Raw genomic sequence first — 20250 nt, 5'->3', positions numbered from 1 at the left:
CCGTGTGCTTCACGCGCAAAAAACTATGAATATATCAGTTCATACCATAATGGTTGTTCCAGCATCATCCAATATTTATTCCATCATAAATCATAGCTGACTAAAAATCAAACGTTACTTTTTCTCACGAAACATCTCAAATATCATTCATGCAAACCTGATCCGCCTGCCTCATATAGCTGCTCATACACATCCTTGTTCACCATTCTCAGCCCAAACAATCTACGGATACGCTGCCCCGGCTTAGCTTTGAAGGTTACTGTCGCCTTATCCTTGCCCTCCAGATATGCAGCCGGAATGGCGGCATTTACGTTGTAAAACTTGTCGGCCTCATCAAAGCCTTCACTAAAATGCTCCAGCGGATGACCGTTAATCAAAATGTCAAAACCGCAGTTCGGCATTTCCAGCGTAGCTGTGTAGGTGATCACCAGTAGCATCGGAGCAGCCGGATCTGTATTCAGATCAAAAGAGAACCAGCCGTCAATGCCTGCATTCCGGTAAGGTCGGTTGTTCACATATCCGGTGCGAGTCGAAGCATCCCCCTGAAAGTTATGATCCCGCTCCGGCTGCATTTCACCGGGTTGGGCAAAGTCGATCGTGCACTGCTCCAGAATAGCCAGCTTTTCGCGTGCCGCCGTGTATTCCTTTTCTGCTGCCTGCCACGCTTCCTTCGTAAAGATGTCCCAATATACGGAATAGGTGCGGTCATGCATTTTATACAAAGGAGACAATTCCACTTCCCGGGGATGGCCTGCATTCAAGGTGCGGAACGTATTCGTCTTGCCCTCCACGGGTTGGATCCAGGTATCCAGCTCATCCGTTCCGGGAATGAATACGGGTGTGTACAGGAAATCCTTGGCCTTGGGATCATCTATGGGACCGAGGTCCCCGGCCAGTACCAACGGTCCATACATGACAGCCGCCCGGTCAGGGTTATCCGGCATCTGCTCCAGTCTCAGCGACATCGGAATCGTCACCTCTACGACATCGCCGTCAATCCACGTTCTGGCGATAGAGACGAAGCTGCCCGGTTCCGATACGACCGATTGCTCCTTGCCATTTACGCGGATGGTGATCCCTTTTTCAGCCCAATAGGGATAGCGTACAAGCAGCATAAATTTGGCAGGTTGATCACATTGAATTTCCAGTGTCGTATGATCGGTATCTGGATAGGACGTGCTTTGTTTTAGCGTAACGCCTGTATCCTTCCATTCCAGTGTGGAGGCAATGAACTGATTGACATACAACTTATCATGATCGTGAAAATAAATGCCACTGCCGTAGCTCGCATGGTTTTCCATCCCTGTGCCAACACAGCATGTAAAATCATCAAATTTGCTTTCAAAATGCTTGTGTCCGCCCATAGCCAGCGAGAGAAAATACGTTACACCCCCATGAACCGGGTCCTGCGAAGCCAAAATATGATTAAACAGACCCCGCTCATAAAAATCTGCCTCCTTGGCGGATACATTCCATTGGAACAGATGGCTAGTCAGCTTAAGCATATTATAAGTGTTGCACGTCTCTGTCGTATGTGGCCCGATGCGATCATTCAAACCACCCGGCGCTCCAAAATATTCACCAAAGCTGTTGCCACCTATGACATACGAATGATGATCCACCACCCGATCCCAAAAAAACTCCACTGTCGCCCGGCGCTTCGTATCATTCGTCAGCTCGTATTCCTTGGCAAGCCCGATCAGCTTCGGAATTTGCGTATTGGCATGAATGCCCTGCAAACAATCCTCCTGCGAGCTAAGCGGGTCCAGCACCAGCTTGTGCCAGAAGCACTCAGCCAGCCGCAAGTAGCTTTCTTCTCCCGTATCCGCATACAAATCGGCTAATACTTCGTTCATGCCTCCATATTCGCAAAACATCATCTGCTGCATCTGCTCATCGCTCATCGGTGTCAAAATACCCCCGAGCCAGTCGGCCAGCTTCCGCTCTACCAACAAAGCCTTGTTACAGCCTGTCAAATGGTACGCATCACGCAGACCGGCGAACAACTTATGCAATGTATAAAGGGGAGCCCAGGCACCATTCAGGTCAAAGCCCTTCGAACGAATATTTCCGGCAGACACCTCTTCAAAAAGCTCCTTTCCCCCCGGAATGCCGGATACATACCCGTCACCATGTGCTTCTTGGCAAACGTCCAGCTCATCCGTAATGTAATGTGCGATTTCTTTAAAACGGTTGTCGCCCGTTGAAGCATACATCATAGAGCAAGCAGACAAATAATGTCCCAGTGTATGACCGGAAATAGACATGGCTTCCCAGCCTTCATACTGAGGCGCTTTGGTTGAAAGTCCGGCATATTCCCGAAAACGCGCCAGCAGACGGTCGGGTTGAAGCTCCAGCAGATAGGATCGGTTCAGCTCCATCGCCTGTTTGAAGGGGCCTTCAGCCAACACCACCTCGTTCAGTGCGAACGGTCTTGCTTTCATATGGGCTTTTGCTTTGAGCGTCATTTTCCGTTCCTCCTTTAAGGCGAATTGGGGATGTAAAAAAGAAAGCGCGTATCTAGTACAGCCAGCCGTTAAGCCCCGCTGCCAGTGGTTTGCCCCCACTGCTGGTACAACTGCGTTCTCGCCTCTGTAATGCCGGGATGAAACTGGATCAGAGCGTTTTCCCGTGTAAAATGGACCTCACGGATCGCCTCCTGTACTCGCTGTTCCCCAGCGGCTCCGCTGAGGCCAGCGGCCTGGATAATGGAGGCGGCGGCTAATCGGCCTTGAGCCATGGCGACCAGCCCGCTTTCGATGCCGGTAATATTTCCGGCAACGTACAGCCCCTTGAGCGAGGTTTCCATTCGCTCACCATGCAGTGGAACATGCCCGCCCAGCTCGGGGCTGTACACGAATTTGCACCCCGCTACCGCCGCCAGCTCGGCGAGCGGATACAATCCGCCGCTCAGTGCCACGAAGTCGGCGGGTTCGACGCGCTCGCTGCCGGGAATAGGCGAGCCGTCCGGTTTAACGTGGACCAGGGTCACGGATTCGACCCGGTCCTGCCCGTTGACGGACAGCACTGCCGTCCGCAAACGGATCGGGATATCCCACAGACGGAAACCTCTGTGGGGATAGCAGCTCGCGATGAGTCCCTCCATCCGCATCGCTGCTGCCAGCCTGCCGCCTGCACGCATCCAGGCGGCGGGAGCCAACCCCGACAGCTGTAGCAGCAGCTTGGCGGAGGATGTCGGATCTGCCGCCGTACCAGCCAGCGGATTGGCGCACGGCAGTGTAATCGCCGCCACCTTCACCCCGGCGACGGACAGCTCTCGGGCAATTGCCATGGACAGTACGTTCATGCCTACAATGATGCCGCGTTCTCCCGGCTTGACATAATGAACGTTGGTCATCACCTGCGCGGCCCCGATGGACATTACGCCTGGCAGCGTCCAGCCGTCCAGCGGAACGGGAATTTCGGCGGCCCCAGTCGCCAGCAATACGTAATCAGCAGTGGACAATCCACGGGAGGTGGAAATTTCCCACGTTTTCGTATATTCCATGCCATGCACAGATACGCCGCAGCGGATGTCCACCCCAAGCTCCACGCAACGGGTAATCAGCTCATCCGATACGTGTTTTCCGACCCACCAGCCTTTGCTGCCTTCCTCATGATACTGTCCGGGCATACGTCCACCCGGCTCCGTAAATTCATCCAGCACGGTGACTGGCAACCCTTGCTCAGCGGCCGATGCCGCTGCGGACAATCCGGCGGGACCCGCGCCAATGACGATGAGATGCGCCATTTTATTCATGTCACAATTCTCCCTGTGATTTCATTGGAAAGCTGACGCCCGGTTTCCACCACCATACCTTCCTCCAGCTTGGTCAGACAGGAACGGACGGTACCGAGCGGATGAACCGTCAGGCGGCATTCGTTACAGTGCCCAATGGCGCAATATATACCTCTGGCTGTGCCGGATTCCTCATGCCTTCTCAGCAAACGGACACCACTTGCCAGCAGCGCAGCCGCGAGTGGCTCTCCGGCCAAGCCCTGCATGGGGCGGCCGTCAAAAACGAAAGGCACCTGTCGCCGATCCGGCTTCGTCCCCAGAATAGGATGATTCACAATACGCGCACGATTCATAGGGAACCTCCCTCTGCCAACTGACCGAACGTTACGGGACGCACCGGGGGCCTTTGTGATAACAGCTCCGCCTCCCGGCGGGCAGCGGGATACTGACTGTAAAACCACGACTCCACCAATGGTCGGCATACCCTGCCCTGACATGCCCCCATCGTGACTCGCGTAGCCATTTTAAGCTGGCGTACCGTATCCACTCCCATGCGGCAGGCCTGCTCCAGCTGCGCCATACTCACTTCTTCGCAGCGACATACGAGCAAATGACCTGACGCGCCAAGCGTCTTGGATTGACAGCCCCGAGATTCGGCATACTGAATCTTTTCATACTGAATCTTTTCATACTGAGCCTCTTCATTCTGCGTTTCTTCACCCTGCACATCCGACCCAACCGTCTCGCTCTGCCCCGTCGCGTGCTTATTCATAGCTGATCGCGCAGGTTTTAATGGCTGAATAAAAATCCAGCGCCGCCTGCCCCTGTTCCCGGGTATGTGAGCTGGATCGCTTCAGGCCACCGAACGGAGCCTGATATTCGACACCAGCCGTTTCCTGATTAACCCGTACCATTCCGGCGTCCGCTTCATCCAGAAACCGATGAGCGAGCCGTAAATCGCGGGTGAACAGCGAGGCGCTCAACCCGTAAATAGAATCATTGCACAGTCGAATCGCATCATCGAAGTCGTCCGCCTGCACGACACCGATCACGGGGCCAAAGATCTCCTCCTGAATCAACGAATGTGACGAAGCCAGCCCGGCTGCCACCAGCGGACGCACATAATACCCGTTATCCGTCCCGGCGGCGGCTCCGCCCTCAGCCAAAATGTCTGCTTCCCGGCGGGCCAGCGCGACATAGGACATGACCTTCTCATATTGACCTGCTGATGCTACAGGTCCGAGATACGCGCCGGGGTCCAGCGCCGGGGCAATCTGGATTTTTTCCACCGCTTGGCGCAAGGCTTCCGTAAACGTTTCATAGACAGACCGTTCCACGATCACCCGGCTGGTTGCCGTGCATTTTTGCCCGGCTGAACGGAAGGCTCCGCTGGTAATCATCGCCACCGTCTGCGCTACATCTGCGTCCTTTAGCACAACGGCGGCATTTTTACCGCCCATCTCGGTCTGGTACTTGATGTTACGGCGCGCGCACCGCTCGGCAATGCCCAAACCTGTGGCGGTAGAACCCGTGAAGCTGACCGCATCCAGCGCCGGATGCTCCAGCAGGGAATCGCCAATACGGCTGCCCTGCCCAACGACGAGGTTCAGTACGCCAGGTGGAAGCTGTACGGCTTCGAACAGCTCTGTGACCCGTACCGCGGTTAATGAAGCATTTTCGGCAGGCTTCCAGATGACCGTGTTTCCGCACAGGAGTGCGGGGGCGATTTTCCACAGCGGAATGGCTACGGGAAAATTCCATGGCGTAATGACAGCCGTTACGCCCAGCGGAATACGCTTCGTGTACTGGAGCACTCCCGGCTCATTCGATGGGATAACCGTACCGATGGAACGTACGCCCTCTGCCGCATAGTATCGGAGCAGATGGACGCCTCGCATGACCTCTCCACGCATCTCGGTGATCGGCTTGCCCATCTCACGGCTGGCCAGCTCAGCCAATTCGGACATGCTCGCCTCCAGCAACCCGGCTGCTTTGAACAAATAAGCCCCCCGCGCTGCCGGACTCAATGCCGACCATCCCGCCTGTGCATGCCGTGCAGCCTCCCCGGCCTGTGTAATATCGCCCGTATCTGAAAAATGGACGACACCCACCTCCTCTTTCAGCGCGGAAGGATTGCGAACGACCATTTCTTCGCCGGAAGGACTCAGCCACTCACCGCCGATCCAATTTCTGCTCTCCATCGTCTTCACCTCCATTCAGGATGAAACCTCGCTCGGACGAATCGCCACCTCAAAAGCTTCGTGAATGCGGTCATAATCCGCCTGCGGCAGCGCAAGTCTGGGCGGACGTGTCGGACCGACCGGAAATCCGGCCAACTCCATCATGTATTTGATGGACTGTACGAGTTGCGGGCTGGCATCATAGCGGAAAAGCGGCAACAGCCTGCGATACAAAGCGGAAGCTTCCGCCATATTTCCCGCCTGTGCAAGCCGAAATAGTTCTACCCCTTCCTTGGGCAACGCATTAGGTACCCCCGATATCCAGCCTGTCGCGCCAAACAATGCCCCCTCCATTGCCAGATTATCCACTCCGACCATGACCTCCAGCTCGGTCTGGTCCAAAATAGCGTGAATACGTCGTACATCACCTGAGAATTCCTTGACTGCTACGATATTTTCAATGCGCGACAAGTCCGCAAGGATGTCCGGGGTCATATCGACCTTGTAATCATGGGGATTATTGTATGCGATGATCGGCAAGCCTACCTCCGACAGCGCCTCATAGTGGGCCGTTACCTCATGAGGCAGCGGATTGTAATTAATGGGCGGCAGCGCCATGACACCAGCTGCTCCGGCATCCTTTGCATGCTGAACCCAATGCACCGCCTGCTTGGTGGATGGAGCCGCCGAGCCGACAACGACCGGGACTTGCCCCGCCGCAGCGTCAATTACCGTATGCACAACCTGCGACCGTTCCTCCGCGGACAAAGCTGCATATTCTCCCAGTGATCCTGTAGGAACCAGTCCGCTAATGCCGTTTGCAATCAGATGCTCGCACAGCTCGGTCAGACGCTTGTGATCGACCTCCAGCTCTGCCGTGAACGGTGTAACCAACGCTACATATACACCTTCAAAACGTGCCATATGCTCACCAACCCTTTCCCATCTTTATTTTTATATTACATAAGTAAAAATCCTTCTCGGAGCGGGTCCCCCGGATCAAGCACAAATTGATGATGTCCCGTCACCCAAGCCGAGCCGGTAATTTGTGGAACCACTGCTGGATAAGGGCCTACCTGTGTTTCACCCACAATTTCAGCCCGGAACATGGAGCCAGTGATGCTTTCATGCACAAACGTCTCATGCAAGCCTAGCTTTCCCTTGGCATGCAGCACCGCTACCTTGGCCGAGGTTCCTGTACCACAAGGCGAACGGTCAATGCCGCCCGGCGGAATGACAACCACATTACGGCAATCAGCCTGTGGAGCCACAGGTTCCCCGTAAAATTCAATATGCGTCAGTCCCCGGATGACCGGATTTTCAGGATGCACCACCTCAATCACAGCATTCACCGCCTCCCGAATCCGCACTGCCGTCCGTACAATCTCTGCCCCATTGCTCTGTTCCAGCGCAAGACTGATGGAAGCCGCCTCCATAATGCCGTAAAAGTTACCTCCATACGCAATATCCAGCGTTACTTGGCCGATGCCCTCTACATCCACCTTTACCTCCCGACGGTAAACAAAAGAAGGAATGTTCGTAAACGTTACCTGTCGTACTTTTCCCTCGTCTACATCCAGTAGCACTTGAACCGGGCCTGCCGGGGTATCCAGCAAAATAGAGTTTTTGTCCGCAGCAATCAATCCGCCTTCCATTAGCGCCGTGCATACACCAATCGTATCGTGGCCACACATCGGTAAGTAGCCGCCTGTCTCCACGAAAACCACACCGATATCGGCATCCGGATGGCAGGGTTCTGTTAAAATGCAGCCCGACATGACCTCATGCCCGCGCGGCTCGAACATTAACAAACGGCGAAAATCATCATGATGCTCTGCCATATAAGTCATCTTTTCCAGCATCGTATGTCCCACCAGCTTAGGCGCACCATGAATGACCGTCCGCGTCGGATTTCCTCCCGTGTGGGTATCAATCGTAGTAATTTTGCCCGGCACACTCATCCGGTTACCTCCCCGTGAACCTGACTGCTGCTAAAAGCCTCCCCAAATCGGTCATAACGCAGCGGCTCCACCGGAATGCAAGTCGATTCGCCGCGCACCATTTCCGTCACCAGTTTCCCCGTAACCGCCGCGAGGCTAATACCGTCCCCTTCATGGCCCGAAGCGATAAACAGCCCCGGTATTTCGTCCACCGCCGATACAATCGGCAAGTGATCAGGCGTCCATGGACGCAATCCGGTATATGCCCTCATCAGTGGAACGTTTGCCAAGTCTGGAAAAAAACGAATCGCTCTGCGGGCGATTAACCGGATCACCTGCTGATCGACACCTGTATCCATACCGACAAACTGGCGACTGCTGCCGATCAGGATATTTTGCGATGCAGTCGGCTCGAATACCAGTGCTACACCGTATTTTTCATAGATCTCATCCACACTCCGCTGCCCGCCAAACTTGCTCATCAGATACCCGAACTCCATCACCTTGCGGTTCCCGATAGACGGCATCCGGGCAGACACCAGAATATGTCCTTTGCGCGGTTTAATCGGAAGGTGGAGACCAAGTGATTGACCAATGCTGCGTGTCCACACGCCTGCCGCCAGCACCACCGCTCCAGCATGGATCACACCATGGGGCGTCTCCACACCCCGGACGTCCCCCCTTTCGTCCTTGAGGACGGACTGTATCGGCGTACGCGGCAATAATCTGGCTCCCATCCGACGTGCGGCCCCGGCCAGTGCATATGTCATCAGTACCGGATTCACGGTTGAATCTGTCGCGCATTCCAGCCCGCCCGGCAGATCTTTAGCCAGATGGGGCCATTCCTCCTGCAGATCCCGCTGATCCAGCATGCGAAACGGAAGTCCCTGCTGCTGCTGACGGGCCACCCACTGCTCTGCCGCCAGCATCTCCTGATCATTTTCACAGACCAAAATACTGCCCGGCGCACGATACTCAAATTCATCCTCCAGTTCTCTAGCCAGTTCTCCCACCAGCTCCTGCGATACCAGCGACATTCGACTGTCAAATCCCGGCTCCTTGTCGATTGCTAAAATATTTCCATCACAACGGGACGAAGTGCCTCCAGCAAGCTCCCCCCGCTCAGCCAGCACGACCTTCAAACCGGATTTTGCTGCATAATAAGCGATGGCAGCACCGATAATCCCGCCGCCTACAACGACCAGATCCGCTGCATCGTGTTTCATTCATTTCCCCTCCCTCCGACCACTCAAGCCCGAGTACATCATAATGGAGTCGCCTTTGCCCCGAATGGATTATTTTCAGTTACAGCTTGAGCTTAAAGCTTTGTGTCACAGGCTTGCTCAGCTCGTCATAATCCCGTAACTGTACGGTGAACGTATACGTCTTGTTCTCTGCTCCGCTGTCTGCTGTCCCGTTGATCGTTCCTGTGAAGCGATCCAGCTTAAAGCCTGCGGGCAGCTCGCCGTCTGTCACCGTCCAATCGTAAAACGGTACGCCTCCCTTTGCCTCCAGCTTGGCGGTGTAGGCCTTTCCTTTGACGGGTTCAGGCAGTTCTTTCGTAACGATTTCCGGCGCAAGGAAAGGAGTCAGATCCTTACGCAGCGGCCAGCCTGCTTTTTCTGCTACCAGCAACGAAAGCTTCGTGTTCATCCAGCGCCGGGTCGGGAACATATGGCGCCAGCCACCATTTTGTCCGCTCAGTCTGTCAACCTCTGCAAGCTCCCCAGAGAGATGGTAGCTGTCGTCCAATGCGGCCGCTCTGTGTTGATAGGCCATAATATCCGGGTCATTGCCTGCGGCCTCCTTCAGCGCCTTGACGCCCGGGAACGTGTCGCTGAACACAATCGCATGACCGAATTCATGCATGATCAGTCCGTGTACATCTGTCACCTTGGACAGATCGGATTGATACCATTCCTCATCGTCTACCGATGTGAATGGAGTCGCATCATCATAGAAATCCAGAATCAAACTGTAGGAACGGTTTAAGTTCCCCGGCACGGTCACACCGTTGCGTGTATGATAATGGCCGTTATCGGCCGGAAAACCTGTAGAATAAGGTCCATTCAAACCTCTCATAAACACCCACATGCCCTTATAGGGCTTATCATTCGTCACCTGTATTTCATTTTGCCAATCGTCTCCCGGCAGATGGTTTACCTCTGCATTGGCAGGAACCTCGTCGAAGGCATCCAGATCAAAGAAATAGAACCAGTCCTTCACCGCCAGCTCTGCGGCCTTTCTGGTAGAAGCATCATTGAAATAGGGCATAATCGTATCGAAGCGGTAGTCAAAATGAATAGGTACTTTCGGCTCTTCATTATCGTCCTGGTCCAGCACCCGAATCGGAATAGATTGCACGGTCGTCTGCCCATCATTTCCGGCAACGGACATAGACAATGTGTAATGTTCTATTTCGTCGTTTCCTCCGATCCGGTCGGGATGAATGGCTAGGCGGAATTCTTTTTCCTCCTGCGAGTTGTCAAAGGTCAAGGTCTTGCTTGCGCCTTGCGCCGACAACGTACTTGGTAAATCCATCATCAGCCGGGACGTGCCCTGCGCATTCAGCGTAACCGTCACTGGAAAAGCGGCGTCCGCAGGCGGCTTTACTTTTAGCTTCACATACGGGTTCGCAAGATAGCCTTGCCAATCAACGAGGTCTATACCGTAATCGTTCACTGTCCGGCTAAAGATGTCGATGACTTTTGCATCCGACTCCGCCTCGGCATAAGCCTCATGACCCGAAATGACTGGTGTCAAAGCAACGATGAGAGAAACCGCCAGCGCGGTCAGCCATATTTTCGTGCGTCTTTTTTGCATGTTCATACGATCCCTCCATATCGTTTTTGGATGACTGGCAGACTCTACAAATAGAACTGGAATTTTTCATGTGAATTTTACGAGTTCGTCCTATATAGTTGCTTTCTATAATAAAAGCAGTTCTTTTGGCGAAGAGGTCAGTACCTTCACACCGTCTTCTGTGATCAGCACATCATCCTCAATACGAACCCCGCCGAAGCCGGGGATATAAATGCCCGGTTCCACGGTAATGACATGGCCCGGTACGAGCACCGACTTACTTTCGCGGGACAGGCGTACCTGCTCATGAATTTCCAGACCAAAACCGTGGCCCAATCCGTGACCAAAATGTTCCCCATAGCCATACGAGGCAATCACATCCCGCCCTAGACTGTCTCCCTCCCGGCCGCTTAATCCGGGGCGAAGCCCTGCAATCGTCTTCATATTCGCTTCCAGTACAATGGCATACAGTTCCTCATGGCGTTCTGACGGTTTGCCGACGAAAACCGTACGCGTGATATCGGACAGATAGCCGCGCACATTCGCGCCAAAATCCATTGTGACGAACTCGTTCTGACCAATTTCCTTGTCACTGGCCAGTCCGTGCGGCAACGCTGAACGCTCCCCCGAGGCAACAATGAACGCAAACCCGCCCGATTCCGCGCCCGCCAGCCGCAACCGATATTCCAGCTCCGCTGCAATCCGCCGCTCTGTAACCCCGGGCTGAATGTAATTCAGCACCTCCGTAAAGGCGGCATCGGTGATACGCGCCGCTTCGCTGATCGTGCGAATCTCCTCATCGTCCTTCACATCACGCAGCCGTTCAATCACATCTCCCGTTTGTACATATTCCAGCGAACCCAGCGCGGCTTGAAGCTGACCCGACTGCTGGAGTGAGACATGACGGCTCTCCAATCCCAGTCTGTGAACGCCCAATTTGTCTGTCAGATCAGCCACCGTCTGGAAAATTTGTGCCTCATGCCGAATAACCGAATATTCCGGTGCCTGATCGGTTGCCTGCATCATATAGCGGAAATCCGTCACCAGAAAAGCATCTTCCTCTGTAATGAGCACAATCCCAGCCGAGCCTGTGAACCCCGTCATATAACGCCGATTGGGTCCGTGTGTAATGAGCAGCGCATCTATACCCAGCGCCGAAAACTCCGACCGTAATCGGGCTAATCTGCCCGGAACACCCTGTACCTGCTTTGCCGATACTTCCGCATTTTGAATCTCTTCCTCTTTCACTCGTACTGCCTCCCCGCTCCGTATTTCTTTCCCAAAAATATACCTCTGAACACACTCCACCACTTGCTTTTGAACGCATATATGTTCTTCTCGCTGCCGCAGTGCGTCCTGGCTTCCTTTTAGCCTTTTATGCCTGTCAGCGTGATGCCTTCAATAAAATAGCGTTGTCCAATAAAGAAAATCAGGACAATGGGAGCCAAAATCGTACTGGAAGCCGCCATCAGATAAGGCCAATTGGTATTGTTCAGCCCTCGGAAAGTCGCCAATCCCAGCGCCAATGTAAAATGCTTTTCATCACTCAAATAAATAATTGGGCCCAAAAAATCATTCCACACATCAATAAAAGTAAATATCCCGATCACGATCAGCGCGGGTGAAGACAATGGAATAATGACGCGCCATAGTACGGTCAGAGGTGTACCCCCATCCATATAAGCCGCTTCGTCCAGATCACGTGGAATGGTCAGCATGAATTGTCTTAGCAAAAAGATGTTAAACGCCCCTCCGCCGAACCATGCGGGAACAATCAACGGCAGGAACGTATTTAACCCTCCCAGCTCTCGCCACATGACGAAGGTTGGAATCAGCGTCACTGCATAAGGCAGCATCATCGACCCGATCAGCAGGGAAAAGATAAGATTACGTCCAGGCCAGCGCAGGCGGGCAAAGGTAAACGCCGATACAATCGAGGTCAACATCACTCCTGCCAGCACACATACCTCAATCATGAACGTATTCATAAAATACCTGCCGAACGGTACAGAAGTCAGCGCTTCCGGGTAATTGCTCCATTGAAAAGGAGACGGTATCCACTCTGGCGGGAACACGAAAATTTGCGATGTTCCCATCAAAGAGCTGCGAATGAGCCATACAAATGGCAACAGCATCAAAATACTGCCCATTATTAAAACAACGTACAGCAGAACACGACTGATTTTGAGAGGCTTGGCACGGGGAGCGGTAGCAGGACTGCGAGAGCGTTCAGGCTGTGGAGGCGGATGTTTCGGTGTTGTTGAATCGTTGACAGAAGAAGCGACTTGATTCATGAACGTTCCCCCCCTTCATAGTGAACCCACTTTTTGGACGTGGAGAAAATCAGGACCGTCAGCACCATAATGACGAAAAATAAGATCCAGGCCAGCGCCGAGGCATAGCCGATTTTGGTCTCTGTAAAGGCTGTACGCCACAAGTAGAATACATAGAACAGGGTCGAATTGTTGGGGCCCCCCTTCGTCATGACGTACGCCTGATTGAATGCCTGAAAGGTACTGATTAAAGACATGACCAGATTGAAGAAAATCGTCGGTGTCATCGAAGGAATGGTAATATGGAAAAATTTGTGCCACCTATTGCCGCCATCCACCTCAGCCGCTTCATACAGATGGGTGGGAACCGACTGAAGCCCTGCCAAAAAGATGATGACCGTATTCCCGATCCCCCAGGTGCTCATCATAATCAGGGAGGGGATCGCCGTGCTTTCGTCGTAAATCCATTTGCTCCCCGGCAGTCCAACACTCTCCAGCAACGAATTCAACAGACCAAAATCGGGGTTAAACATCCACAGCCACAGCATCGTGTTGGCAATACTCGGCACAATCGTGGGCAAATAATAAACCGTGCGGAACACGGACAGGCCTTTCACCTTTTGATTTAATAACAGCGCAATGATAAACGCAGCCGCCAACCCGAGAGGCACGCTGCCCAGCGCGTAATACGTGGTCACGAACATGGATTGGGAAAAGGTGGAGTCCTCGGTCAGAATCGTCCGATAATTGTCCAACCCTATAAAGGTCATCTGTCCGCCAATGGTCCAGTCGGTCAGGCTGAATACGAACGAGGCCGTGATCGGTCCAATCGTAAATATCATTAAGCCCAGGATGGCAGGAAGCGCGAATAACAGACCCCAGTTGCGCTCCATGCGCATCATTCCTGATTTTTGTCGCTTCATGGGCCGATCTCCTTTCGCTGCTGTCCTAACGGATTATTCATCCGGATATACTCCTTGGAGCAACGGCTGAATGATGGGCTCCAGCTCATCCAGCGCCTGCTGAGGTGTCTTTTTATTCGTCCAGATCAGGTCCAGCCCCGGGGTCAGCTTGGAACCGATATCAGGCCAGTTGCGCAGCGTAGAGGTTGACGGCTTGATCGCATAATCTCTGGCATACTCGATGCCTGCCTCCTGAAATTCCGGTGGATGTGCAGCATTATTCGTCCATGACTGGATGGCCTGCTCATCGGTATAATATTTTTCCTCGATAGGCATCCACAGACCGGATTTGAACAAATCCACCTTTTCCGGATTGTTATGATACAAATAAAATTCGAGCGCTTCCTTGGGATGCTTGGTGCTCTGGAAAATGACAGTGGCCCCCGCAACAATCATCGTTTTGGGTTCTTTGAGCTTCGGCAGAACACCGATACTCCATTGCAGTTGCTTGTTGTTCGAAAAATCGAGCAGCGACCATGTTCCGTCCACAACCATGGCGACCTTTCTCGTCTGAAGCCGGATCGTATTGGATGGCATGTCCTGCTGCTGGATCAAATCTGGAGAAACATGCTCTTTGAAAACCAGATCCTGCAGCTTCTGAAATACCTCCACCGACTCTGGGCTGTTCAGCGTATACTTCTTGCCCGTTTTGTCGGTCAAAGCTCCGCCGTTGCTCGCCAGAAGCGGTCCCCAGGAGCTACGGTCATTGCCGAAGGCAAAGCCGTATTGCGCAATATTTTTCGGATCAAAGCCGCTGTCACCCGGATGCTTTCCGTTCTGATCCTTGGTCAGCTTTTTGGCGATGGCTAGAAATTCATCCCATGTCCAAGCCTTTTTAGGATCAGCCGGGGGAACGGATACGCCTGCTTCTGTAAACAGCTCTTTGTTGTAAAATAACTGCATCACTTCCATGGCGGTGTAGTTGCCGATAGACTTGCCGGGCTCGCTGTAGAGATAGGAGGATTTAAGCTTGTTTTTTAATTCGGGATATTCATCATAATAGGAGGATAAATCCAGGAGTCTGCCTTCACTGGCCCATTTCATCGTGAGCGAATCGCCCAGGTAGGCGATATCAGGAAGCTGATTGGCGGCCATCAACGTGTTAATTTTCGTCGTGTAATCACCCGGGACATGCTCGCCCTTCACTCGAATATCCGGGTGGGATGCATTGAAGCTTTGGATCATTTTTTCCATTGCCTGTTTCTCGTCATTGCTCCCCCAGTACATGAACTTGAGTTCGACCGCATTGGGGTTGACCGGTTCACCAGCGTTACCGCTGCAAGCCGTCAGCCCTGTCAAAATCGCCGTCATCACAAGAGCCATCCATGTCCGTAACCTTCGTTTCAGCAAATCAATCGGCCCCTTCCTGAACTGGATTCTCCTTACAAGCCTATTATGCGCCGAGAGCCTGGAGCCGACTACCCAACGACTCCAGACTCTCTTTGTTTTGGTATGATTTTTTTAACAGCGCGTTTACAAAAATGTTTTACGAAACTCCGTCGGGGTCAGTCCGGTATGCTTTTTGAAGGCAATGCTAAAATAGTTCGTATCCGCAAAGCCCACAATCTCCGCCACCTCAGCAACCTTCCGATTCGAGTCCAGCAGCAGCTCGCGGGCACGTTCGAAGCGGACACGCGTCTGGTAATCGGCAAAGCTTTCTCCTGTAACCTGTTTGAAACGGGCGCTCAAATATTTGGGACTCATATTCATGTAAGCCGCAAGGCTGTTCAGACCGCCATCCTCCTGAAGATGCTCCCGAATCCACTCCTTGGCCCGTTGAAATTTGCGTGGAATGCCCTGCTCGCGCGATTCCCGAACATGGCGACCCACCCGCACAAAATAGCGGGATACATAGTCGATCATCTCGGGTCCGTGCCGCAATCGGGACAGTTCCAGCAGCGGGTCCTGCTCCTGCATGGACGCTTGGCCTACGGATGCGTCGCTTTGGACGATCCGCATGACGAACAGAACGAGCTGGGTAACGATCATTTTCACCTGCTTGACGGGCAGACCTGCCAATTGTCCGGACCATTCCTGTAAAATCGCATGTACGGCAGCATCATTTCCGGCCCGAATTTCCGTAATCATCAGCAGCTCCTTCTCCAGCAAATGACTGCTGTTCGGCTCAGCCGCCTGAATGCTCTCATAGGGGATGATCTGGCTATAGCCAACCCAGCCCCGATGCTCCGCTGCCCGGACAGCTTCCTCATACGCTTCGGGTAGTTGCTCCATCCGCCCTACAGGGCGGCTAATCCCGATGGACACTGCCCGGTTCAGCCGCTCCTGTACCGCCTGCCGGATATGCTGTGCCGTCCGCTCCGCCGCCCTGCAAGATGCTGCCGCCAGCAGCACGACACGCCGATCTCGGGAAACCGCCGCTCCGTGTGCCTTCGCCCCGGCGGCCGCCGCAGCTTCCCAAGCCAGCCCGGCGAATTCGCGGCTGCTTCCCTCCTCGTAGCCGTGCAGCTCGCTCGTGGCCGCTGCTTCCTGCTGCTGTGGCTCTTCCAGCTCGCAGCACAACACAGTATAGGGCGGCCCGGAGGTCTCGCCGGAAAGCTCCAGCCCGTCCATCTCCCGAATAACCTCGGCTGCGGGACGCCGCTGCTGTAACAGATCCAGCAGCAAATGCTCCCTGTACAGCGGCTCCGATGAACGATGACGGTGGATGAGTTCCTCCTCGCTTCTTCTCAACTGCACAATACGGTCTTCGGCCCGCCGCAGGGCCGCTTCAAAATCCTCGCGGGTCACAGGCTTGAGCAAATAATCGACCGCTTGAAGCGAAACCGCCTGACGAATGTACGTCACAGATTCGTACCCTGTCAGGAATAGCAAAGGTGTCCGCTGATCCTTTTCCCGAATGATTTTTGCAATATCCAGTCCACTCATATCCGGCAAATTAATATCCAGTAAAATCATGTCCGGTCGCTGCTCCGCATACAAACGTAATGCCGTTTCGCCATCACCCGCCACATGACTGACTTCCACAGGCAGGCCGCTTTCCACCACCATCAGCTTCAGTCCTTCCCGAATATGATATTCGTCGTCCACAATCAGCAGCCGGTACATGCCATCCTCTCCCTTCCTTATTCGTTTCGAATCGGTGCCAGCAAGGTAACCGAGGTGTATGTTCCGGGCTCGCTTGTCACGGACAGTCCATATTGCGGGCCATAATGGCGAAGACGCTCATGTACATTACGCAGCCCAAAACCAATGGCACTTCCCCGCTCGGCGTCCAGTGACTTCCGAATATCGTCCAGACGTCCCGCTCCAATACCGTCTCCATCGTCACTGACCGTTAATCGCAGCGCATCGCCTTCCTTTGTACCGGACAACATGATGTATCCACGGTCGGTACGCCCTTTTAAGCCATGGTAAATGGCATTTTCAACGAGCGGCTGGAGTATAAGCTTGGGTACGTAGAACCCGCAAATATCTTCCTCCACCTCGCAAATCCACTCGAACGAATCCCGAAATCTGAACTGCTGCACCTTCACATAAGCGCTCACATGCTCGACTTCCTGTCCCAAACTAATCTGCTCCCGCCCATAGCTGAGCGAGATGCGAAAGCATTTACCAAAAGCACCGATCACCTCCGCCATATCCCGTTGCCCGTTTGCCAGCGCCATTCCCTTGAGCGACTCCAGCGTGTTGTACAAAAAATGCGGATTAATCTGCGCCTGAAGCGCACGAAACTCCGCCTGCTTACGCGACAGCAATGCTTCGTACACCTGTCCGTACAGCTCATGATTTTTTTGCATCATATGAAGAAAACGCTCCCCGATCTGCCCCACTTCGTCCTTGGGATTAAAAATAACAGGTGCAGGACCGTCGGAACCTTGGGCTGAGCTAGTAACAGGACTTGCGATTGACCTTGGACTTGAGCCTGAATTTGTAGTTACGCCCTCCGTTCCGGTGCCTGCGCTCGTACTGCCGTCCACCGCCATTAATCGGCTCAACTGAAGCAACGGACGACGAATCGTATCACTCAGCCGATAAGACAGCATCCAGCCGGACACCAGTGCAATTAAAAAAGTCCAGATGGTCCAGGCACCCATCTGCCGCGCATCCTCGAACAACACGGACTGATCGACTTTTTGCAGCAGTGTCCATTGTCCTTCATTCAACGGGCCGTAGGAAATCATGGTCTGACGACCGTTCCATGCTCTCCAGTCCTTCGCAAGCATGGGTTTGTCCACAGCGGAGTTGGCAATCTGCTGCAGCAGCGACTTGTCCGCAACGGCCTGCTCCGGCAAACGGTATACAGGCTCACCCCTCTGATCCAGCACCCACATCTGAGTATTGCCATCCGTTTCATGAAAGGCAAGCCCCCGGAACAGGCTGGCTTTGTCAATTTCCAGCAGTAAAAATCCGAGTGGCGCATAGTCTCCGGTCGTTTTTCGAAGCAGCTTCCCGACATAGAGTCGATCATCCGCCATCCCTTTTCCCGATTCGAACGGTGAATGGGCCATCCACATCATGGGCTGCTCGGCGAGCAGCCGACGATAGTAAACACGTGCTTCCTCTAATGTAGGAAGGCCGCCAAAGCGGACCGAAACATTCCCTTGATACAGCGAATGCTTGGGCCCGCCATTGGCGGCATATATAAGAGAGGACGTGATATACGGCTTGGTCTGGGTTTGCGCCCGGACGACCATGCTGAGCGTTTCATCGTTCCGTAAGTATTCATAATCGTCTTCCGGCTTGTTCTCCAGCGTGGCATGCACATCGGGATTGCCGAGAATGGCATTGGTCAAATCGTTCAAATCGGAAAGCGTCGCATTGACGTAATTTTCACTCATTTGCCGGGACTGCATAGCTAGCGCTTCCGACTTCTCACCAAGTGAATGGGCCGCGATCCGGTAAAAGGTAAAGGTCAGCACCACCATCGGAATGACAGTGAGCACCAGCGTCAGTACAATGAATTTCCCACGAATCGTAGGAATCCCGGTAAACTTTTGACGACCACGGCCTCCCATTCAATTGCCTCCCTTATACATAGGCTGGAAGCCACTCTCCGTGCGCCGCAATCAGTTCATCGCACAGCGAAACAATCTCATCCATGGACAGCTCGGCTGATGTGTGCGGGTCCAGCAGTGCGGCATGATAAATATGCTCTTTTTTCCCGGTGACAGCAGCTTCAATCGTCAACAGCTGTGTATTAATATTCGTCCGGTTCAGCGCAGCGCATTGGGGCGGCAAATCTCCGACAAAGGTCGGCGTAACCCCGTTGCGATTCACCAGACAAGGCACCTCCACACATGCTTCTTTCGGCAGATTGGTAATTAAACCTGTGTTCATCACATTGCCGCCAATGGTAAAAGGCCGATCCGTTTCGATAGCCTCCAAAATATAGGAAGCATATTCATTCGACCGCTCATGACGTAGATCCTGATTTCCCAAAAGCTCCCCGCGCATCGTTTCCCATCGTTCAATCTGGCTCACACAGCGACGCGGGTACTCATCCAAAGGAATATTGAACCGTTCGATCAGTTCAGGGTATGCCCGCTTGATAAAATATGGATGATACTCCGCATTATGCTCGGACGATTCCGTAATGTAATAGCCGAATTTCAGCATCATTTCAAAGCGCACCATATCATGATGCTTTTCCTGCCGCTTGGCGGCGGCCCGTTTTTTAATCTCGGGATACAAATCCTCGCCGTCCTTGCTCACTTCGAGCAGCCACGCCATATGATTGATGCCTGCGATTTTCGCCTTCACGCCTTCCTGCTCCAGTCCTAGGCTTTTGAACAGCTCCGGTATACATGCCTGCACGCTATGACACAGCCCTACTGTACGGACACCGCCGTATACGTTCATCACATTCGTCAGCACAGCCATCGGATTCGTATAGTTGAGAAACCATGCATCCGGGCATACCTCGCGCACATCTGCGGCAAAATCGAGCATCACCGGAATCGTTCGTAGGTTGCGGAAAATACCACCAATTCCGACCGTATCGGCAATCGTTTGGCGCAGGCCGTATTTTTTAGGAATTTCAAAATCCGTAATCGTACACGGATCATAGCCACCTACCTGAATGGCATTTACCACATAGGCAGCTCCACGCAGCGCTTCCTTACGGTCTGTGTAGGAGCGAATCACACAGGTGCTGCCCGTCGTTTTTTTCAAATTGGATAAAATATTTTCCGAATCCTTCAGTCTTTCGGGGTCAATATCGAACAACGCCAGCTCAAAGCCCTGCAAAGCAGGTGTCAACATACAATCACCAAGCACATTTTTGGCAAATACCGTGCTGCCTGCACCCAGAAATGTAATCTTGCTCATGCCTTTTCCCCCATTCAAATTCGTATTCGAAGCTTTGTACTCCAAATGCAAGGATACCCACCGCCG

The 20250-nt window shown here is 53.3% G+C and carries 16 protein-coding genes; all 16 read right to left on the bottom strand.

Annotated features, from left to right (window positions below; genetic code table 11):
- Positions 1-143: 143 nt before the first annotated feature.
- The 16 genes from HPL003_RS12760 to melA all read right to left on the bottom strand — a co-directional run bounded on the left by HPL003_RS12760 (position 144) and on the right by melA (position 20184).
- On the bottom strand, positions 144-2468 hold the full coding sequence (locus HPL003_RS12760; RefSeq protein WP_014280074.1) for a glycoside hydrolase family 127 protein: 2325 nt from the start codon (positions 2466-2468) through the stop codon (positions 144-146).
- A 68-nt stretch (positions 2469-2536) separates the two neighbouring features.
- A complete protein-coding gene (locus HPL003_RS12755; RefSeq protein WP_014280073.1) occupies positions 2537-3760 on the bottom strand; it encodes an NAD(P)/FAD-dependent oxidoreductase in 1224 nt (407 codons plus the stop codon).
- The gene (locus HPL003_RS12750; protein WP_014280072.1) at positions 3757-4092 is read right to left on the bottom strand and encodes a (2Fe-2S)-binding protein; all 336 of its coding nucleotides are present in this window, start codon (positions 4090-4092) and stop codon (positions 3757-3759) included. The genes HPL003_RS12755 and HPL003_RS12750 overlap by 4 nt, the downstream gene beginning before the upstream one ends.
- A complete protein-coding gene (locus tag HPL003_RS27030; RefSeq protein ID WP_014280071.1) occupies positions 4089-4511 on the bottom strand; it encodes a (2Fe-2S)-binding protein in 423 nt (140 codons plus the stop codon). The genes HPL003_RS12750 and HPL003_RS27030 overlap by 4 nt, the downstream gene beginning before the upstream one ends.
- Positions 4504-5940 (bottom strand): aldehyde dehydrogenase family protein, encoded by a 1437-nt coding sequence (locus HPL003_RS12740; protein ID WP_014280070.1) that lies wholly within the window; start codon positions 5938-5940, stop codon positions 4504-4506. The genes HPL003_RS27030 and HPL003_RS12740 overlap by 8 nt, the downstream gene beginning before the upstream one ends.
- Before the next feature lie 15 nt (positions 5941-5955).
- Positions 5956-6843: a dihydrodipicolinate synthase family protein gene (locus tag HPL003_RS12735; RefSeq protein WP_014280069.1), complete on the bottom strand. Its 888-nt coding sequence runs from the start codon at positions 6841-6843 to the stop codon at positions 5956-5958.
- Between the two features lie 35 nt (positions 6844-6878).
- The gene (locus HPL003_RS12730) at positions 6879-7880 is read right to left on the bottom strand and encodes a proline racemase family protein (protein ID WP_014280068.1); all 1002 of its coding nucleotides are present in this window, start codon (positions 7878-7880) and stop codon (positions 6879-6881) included.
- Positions 7877-9085 carry an NAD(P)/FAD-dependent oxidoreductase gene (locus HPL003_RS12725; RefSeq protein WP_014280067.1) on the bottom strand — a complete coding sequence of 403 codons (1209 nt, stop codon included), beginning with the start codon at positions 9083-9085 and terminating at the stop codon, positions 7877-7879. The genes HPL003_RS12730 and HPL003_RS12725 overlap by 4 nt, the downstream gene beginning before the upstream one ends.
- Positions 9086-9164: 79 nt before the next feature.
- The gene (locus HPL003_RS12720) at positions 9165-10688 is read right to left on the bottom strand and encodes an Ig domain-containing protein (RefSeq protein WP_043922380.1); all 1524 of its coding nucleotides are present in this window, start codon (positions 10686-10688) and stop codon (positions 9165-9167) included.
- A 99-nt stretch (positions 10689-10787) separates the two neighbouring features.
- Complete coding sequence (locus HPL003_RS12715; protein WP_043922669.1) at positions 10788-11894, bottom strand: M24 family metallopeptidase; 1107 nt, start codon at positions 11892-11894, stop codon at positions 10788-10790.
- Positions 11895-12028: 134 nt separating this feature from the next.
- Positions 12029-12955 (bottom strand): carbohydrate ABC transporter permease, encoded by a 927-nt coding sequence (locus tag HPL003_RS12710; RefSeq protein WP_014280064.1) that lies wholly within the window; start codon positions 12953-12955, stop codon positions 12029-12031.
- Complete coding sequence (locus HPL003_RS12705; RefSeq protein ID WP_014280063.1) at positions 12952-13857, bottom strand: carbohydrate ABC transporter permease; 906 nt, start codon at positions 13855-13857, stop codon at positions 12952-12954. Before HPL003_RS12705 ends, HPL003_RS12710 begins: the two co-directional genes overlap by 4 nt.
- A gap of 33 nt (positions 13858-13890) precedes the next feature.
- Positions 13891-15246: an ABC transporter substrate-binding protein gene (locus HPL003_RS12700; RefSeq protein WP_238533473.1), complete on the bottom strand. Its 1356-nt coding sequence runs from the start codon at positions 15244-15246 to the stop codon at positions 13891-13893.
- Between the two features lie 123 nt (positions 15247-15369).
- A complete protein-coding gene (locus HPL003_RS12695; protein WP_014280061.1) occupies positions 15370-16962 on the bottom strand; it encodes a response regulator in 1593 nt (530 codons plus the stop codon).
- A 17-nt stretch (positions 16963-16979) separates the two neighbouring features.
- Positions 16980-18872, bottom strand: a complete 1893-nt coding sequence (locus tag HPL003_RS12690; protein ID WP_014280060.1) for a sensor histidine kinase — start codon at positions 18870-18872, stop codon at positions 16980-16982.
- A 13-nt stretch (positions 18873-18885) separates the two neighbouring features.
- Positions 18886-20184: an alpha-glucosidase/alpha-galactosidase gene (melA, locus tag HPL003_RS12685; protein ID WP_014280059.1), complete on the bottom strand. Its 1299-nt coding sequence runs from the start codon at positions 20182-20184 to the stop codon at positions 18886-18888.
- Between the last annotated feature and the right edge of the window lie 66 nt (positions 20185-20250).

It is taken from the genome of Paenibacillus terrae HPL-003 (genome assembly GCF_000235585.1).
Classification (GTDB): domain Bacteria; phylum Bacillota; class Bacilli; order Paenibacillales; family Paenibacillaceae; genus Paenibacillus; species Paenibacillus terrae_B.
This window is presented reverse-complemented; position numbering and strand designations above follow the sequence as displayed.

Excerpts from the sequence above, each read along its gene's own strand:
- HPL003_RS12690 (WP_014280060.1), bottom strand. The coding sequence starts at position 18,872 with ATGGGAGGCCGTGGTCGTCAAAAGTTTACCGGGATTCCTACGATTCGT.
- HPL003_RS27030 (WP_014280071.1), bottom strand. The coding sequence starts at position 4,511 with ATGAATAAGCACGCGACGGGGCAGAGCGAGACGGTTGGGTCGGATGTG.
- HPL003_RS12735 (WP_014280069.1), bottom strand. The coding sequence starts at position 6,843 with ATGGCACGTTTTGAAGGTGTATATGTAGCGTTGGTTACACCGTTCACG.
- HPL003_RS12750 (WP_014280072.1), bottom strand. The coding sequence starts at position 4,092 with ATGAATCGTGCGCGTATTGTGAATCATCCTATTCTGGGGACGAAGCCG.
- melA (WP_014280059.1), bottom strand. The coding sequence starts at position 20,184 with ATGAGCAAGATTACATTTCTGGGTGCAGGCAGCACGGTATTTGCCAAA.
- HPL003_RS12740 (WP_014280070.1), bottom strand. The coding sequence starts at position 5,940 with ATGGAGAGCAGAAATTGGATCGGCGGTGAGTGGCTGAGTCCTTCCGGC.
- HPL003_RS12705 (WP_014280063.1), bottom strand. The coding sequence starts at position 13,857 with ATGAAGCGACAAAAATCAGGAATGATGCGCATGGAGCGCAACTGGGGT.
- HPL003_RS12720 (WP_043922380.1), bottom strand. The coding sequence starts at position 10,688 with ATGAACATGCAAAAAAGACGCACGAAAATATGGCTGACCGCGCTGGCG.
- HPL003_RS12725 (WP_014280067.1), bottom strand. The coding sequence starts at position 9,085 with ATGAAACACGATGCAGCGGATCTGGTCGTTGTAGGCGGCGGGATTATC.
- HPL003_RS12755 (WP_014280073.1), bottom strand. The coding sequence starts at position 3,760 with ATGAATAAAATGGCGCATCTCATCGTCATTGGCGCGGGTCCCGCCGGA.
- HPL003_RS12710 (WP_014280064.1), bottom strand. The coding sequence starts at position 12,955 with ATGAATCAAGTCGCTTCTTCTGTCAACGATTCAACAACACCGAAACAT.
- HPL003_RS12760 (WP_014280074.1), bottom strand. The coding sequence starts at position 2,468 with ATGACGCTCAAAGCAAAAGCCCATATGAAAGCAAGACCGTTCGCACTG.
- HPL003_RS12695 (WP_014280061.1), bottom strand. The coding sequence starts at position 16,962 with ATGTACCGGCTGCTGATTGTGGACGACGAATATCATATTCGGGAAGGA.
- HPL003_RS12730 (WP_014280068.1), bottom strand. The coding sequence starts at position 7,880 with ATGAGTGTGCCGGGCAAAATTACTACGATTGATACCCACACGGGAGGA.